Source organism: Methylobacterium sp. A52T (assembly GCF_053346095.1).
The window spans coordinates 1-4,125 of record NZ_JBKFBI010000247.1 but is presented as its reverse complement, the minus strand read 5'-3'; the positions used below and the strand labels follow the sequence as shown (position 1 = coordinate 4,125).

Below are 4,125 nucleotides of genomic sequence, written 5' to 3'. Positions count from 1 at the left end.
GTCGCCGAGGCGCTCCTGCACGGGCCGGCGGGCGGAGGGCTCGCGGGCGGCGCGCGGCTCGCGCGGCGGCCGGCCGCTGCCGGGCTCCAGGAGGTCGTCGGCGAGGCGGGCTGCCTCAGCACCGTCGCGCCGCGACCGGGCGCGAGCCTCGACGGGGGCCAGGGCCACATCCGGGCTCGTCGACGACATCAGGCGCTCGTCGAGGGACGGCCCCCGCGCCGGGACGGCCTCGGCGGGTCCGAGCCGAACGAGGAGCCGCTCCAGGGCCGACTGAACCCCGTCGAGGGTCGCGCCGAGGCGCTGATCGGAGGCCACCTGCCGGGCCTGCATGTCCGCGAGGCTGGCGCGCAGGAGGCCGATCTCGCCGGACTCGGCGGCACCGAGGCCGGATGTCTGAAGGGTCTGGGCGACCGCGTTGCGGGCGGCGCGCTCCACCACGGCCTCGCTCGGCGCCGATTCCCGGAGCGCCGTAACCTGCCGCAGCAGGTCGCCCATCGTGCGTTCCAGCCCGGCCAGCGCCGGATCGGCGCTGTGCGGCGCGTCGAGGCGGCCGGCCAGTGAGACCACCTGCCGCTCCAGGGCGTCGAGGCCCTCGTGCTCGGACCGGGTGCCGACCTGATCGACCTTCTCGGCGAGGCTGCGGAGCATGGCGTGGATGGAGGCCATGTCGCCCGAGCGAGCGACGTTCACGTCGCCGGTGCGCTCGGACCAGTCGTCCCGCGCGCAGAGCACGTCGACCTTCTCGGCGAGCGCCTGGATCTGCTCCGCCAGCGCCGCCGGCGCGGCGATCTTCACGTCGCTCCGGATCTCCTCCAGGATCGGCCGCAGGTCCGGGCCGGCGGCCGTCCGCTGCAGCTGGGCGATCTGCGCGCTCACGGCCTGCAGGCTCTGCGCGAGACCCTGGATGCGCTCCGGGCCGGCGAGCGCGGCGATCTGACGGCGGATCTCCTCGAGCTCGGCGAACAGGCCCGCGAGGGTCCGATCGTCCGGACCGGCGGCGCCGGTCGCGGCGGCGGTGTCGAGGCGCTCGGCGAGGCGCCGGACGTCCTCCGCGACGCGGCTGTGGACGTTCTCGGCCACCTCCTCGGCGAGGCGCTCGACCTGGGCCCGGACCTGCTCGATCGGCACCGCGATGGCGGTGAGATCGGTCCCCGCCTGGGCGCGCTCGATGCCGCTCGCCAGGGTGACGACGGCCTGCTCGAGGGCGCCGATGTCCCGGCTCGTCGCCAGCTGGTTGATCGCCTCCCGCAGGCGCGTGGTCTCCTCCTGAAGCTCGATCAGGGCTGTCGACGGGGCGACGCCCTCCTCGATCCGCGCCTCCAGGCGGCGGGCGAGGTCCAGGCGCATGCTGGCGACGACGCCGCCATCGGCCGGGGACGCGGCGAGCGCCGGCTCGGCCCCCTGTGCCAGCTCGCGCTGGCGCTGGCGGATGTCCTGGACGGCGCTGCGGATGTCGGCGGCGGCGGGACGCGGGCGACGGCCGGGCGTCCGGGTCGCGGCGACCTGCTCGCCGAGCTGGGACATGCGGCGCTCGATGTCGCCGAGCCGCTCGGTGACCTGCTGGACGGGGGCCGCCTGCAGGGCGCGCTCGATGCGGGACTCGATCTCCGCGAGGCGGCGCGCCTCGGCGTCCTGCGCGGCGCGGCGCTCGTGATCCAGGGCGCGGTCGAGGCCGTCCAGCCGGTCCATCAGAGCGGCGATGCCGTCGCCGTAACCCTCGGCGCGCGGCGCCGTCCCGTGGGCCCGCTGGTCGGGCGAGGCCGGCGGGAGGGCGCGCTCGGTCGAGGCCTCGGGCCGGTTGCCGCCCAGGGCGAGCTGCTCGGCGCGGTGGCGCCGCCGGTGCCGGCGATTTCCCTGACCGGCCGATTGCTGCTGCGGCACCACCGACGCGATCCAGGTCTCGAGCGGGACCCCAGCCCGCGCCGCCACGTCGCGGGCCGCGTCGAGCACCTCGGGATCGAAACTGTCGAGCTGCGGCATCGCGTTGCGGGTCATCGGTGGCCTGTCGTCGGCAGCGTTCGGCGTCCGTTTCCTCGGCGCAGAGCGGGACCGGAATTCGGTATCCACGGACGCACGCGTCGGATCGTTCGAGCGTGACCATTAACTTTCTTGGTAAACACGAAGTTAAGGTTTGCGGGGCCCGGTAATGGCCGCGACCAACCCGCCGCTGTGGAACGGCCGCGCCTGTCGCGCGATGAGCGGGCGGAGCCGTTGCTCCGGGAGCGGCGCGGCGGTTACATGCGGCCAACGCGGCGGGCCGTTCCGAGAGGCCCGCACCAGACGGGGGAAACCAGAGATGCCGCAGTATCGCGCTCCGGTCGAGGATACGCTGTTCTTGCTCACCGACGTCCTCGGCTTCCACGCCCGGGATAACCTGGCGGGCTTCGCCGACGCCTCGCCCGACGTGGTCGAGGCCGTCCTGCGCGAGGGCGCGAAGCTCGCCGAGGAAGTGCTCGCCCCACTCAACCGCACCGGCGACGTCGAGGGCTGCCGCCGCGAGGCCGACGGGACGGTGCGCACACCGACCGGCTTCAAGGCCGCCTACGACACCTACGCCAGCGGCGGCTGGATGGGCCTCTCGGTGCCCGAGGCCTACGGTGGCCAGGGCCTGCCCCACACCCTCAACACGGCGATCCAGGAATTCGCCTCGGGCGCGAATCTCGCCTTCGGCATGTATCCCGGCCTGACTCAGGGCGCGATGGCGGCCCTGCTGGTCCACGGCTCGGAGGAGCAGAAGGCGCTGTACCTGCCCAAGATGGTCGAGGGCGCCTGGACCGGGACCATGAACCTGACCGAGCCGCATTGCGGCACGGATCTCGGGCTCCTCAAGACCAAGGCCGTGCCGAACGGCGACGGCTCCTACAGCCTCACCGGCACCAAGATCTTCATCTCGGCCGGCGAGCACGACCTCGCCGAGAACATCGTGCACCTCGTCATCGCCCGGATCGAGGGTGCGCCCGCCGGCACCAAGGGCATCTCGCTGTTCGTGGTGCCGAAATTCCTGGTGAACGCCGACGGGTCGCTCGGGGCGCGCAACGGCGTGTCCTGCGGCTCCCTCGAGCACAAGATGGGCATCCACGGCAACGCCACCTGCGTGATGAACTACGACGGGGCGACGGGCTGGCTCGTGGGCCAGGAGAATCGCGGCCTCAACGCCATGTTCGTGATGATGAACGAGGCGCGGCTCGCCGTCGGCGTCCAGGGCCTCGGGCAATCCGAGGTCGCCTACCAGAACGCCGCCGCCTACGCGAAGGACCGGCTCCAGGGCCGGGCCCTGACCGGCGCCAAGGCGCCCGAGAAGGCCGCCGACCCGATCATCGTCCATCCGGACGTGCGCCGCACGCTGATGCAGATCCGCGCCTTCAACGAGGCGGCGCGGGCCCTCATGCTCTGGACCGCACTCCAGGCCGACATCCTGCACCGCTCCGAGGATGCCAAGGAGCGGCAGGCCGCCGACGACCATCTCGGCCTGATGACCCCGGTGGTGAAGGGCGTGTTCACGGATCGCGGCTTCGCCAACGCGGTCGAGGCGCAGCAGCTCCTCGGCGGCCACGGCTACATCGAGGAATGGGGCATGTCGCAGTTCGTGCGCGATGCCCGCATCGCCATGATCTACGAGGGCGCCAACGGCATCCAGGCCATGGACCTGATCGGCCGCAAGCTGCCGAAAGATGGCGGCCGGGCGATGATGACGTTCCTGGGCGAGGTCCAGACCTTCCTGAAGGATCACGGCGAGGACCCCGCCATGGCGCCGTTCACCAAGCCGCTCCAGGCCGGGCTGAACGACCTCCAGGGCGCCGTGATGTGGCTGATGCAGAACGCGTTCAGCAAGCCCGACAATGCCGGCGCCGGCGCGACCGACTTCATGCACCTCTTCGGCCTCGTGGCCCTCGGCTACATGTGGGCGAAGATCGCCAAGGCCGCCCAGGCCAAGCACGCCGAGGCCCCCTCCCCGCGCTGGGAGTCGAAGCTGACGAGCGGCCGGTTCTTCATGGAGCGGATGCTGCCGGAGACCGCCCTGCGCCTCAACCGGATCAAGGCCGGCGCGGACAGCACCATGGCGCTGGAGGCGGAGGCGTTCTGAGCAGCCCGCCGGCTGCGCGCCTCGCGCCAGCCGGCGGGGTC

Annotated in this window: 1 protein-coding gene and 1 pseudogene; one reads left to right on the top strand and one right to left on the bottom strand. The window is 72.9% G+C overall.

Annotated features, from left to right (window positions below):
* A pseudogene (locus ACLBYE_RS29820) lies at positions 1-1,995 on the bottom strand (hypothetical protein); the annotation flags it as partial.
* 301 nt (positions 1,996-2,296) lie between these two features.
* Here ACLBYE_RS29820 and ACLBYE_RS29815 point away from each other — a divergent pair.
* Positions 2,297-4,084: an acyl-CoA dehydrogenase C-terminal domain-containing protein gene (locus ACLBYE_RS29815; protein ID WP_447696924.1), complete on the top strand. Its 1,788-nt coding sequence runs from the start codon at positions 2,297-2,299 to the stop codon at positions 4,082-4,084.
* Positions 4,085-4,125: the final 41 nt, after the last annotated feature.

What these genes read in the sequence shown, in the direction of transcription:
- ACLBYE_RS29815 (WP_447696924.1), top strand. Translation starts at nt 2,297, where the DNA reads ATGCCGCAGTATCGCGCTCCGGTCGAGGATACGCTGTTCTTGCTCACC.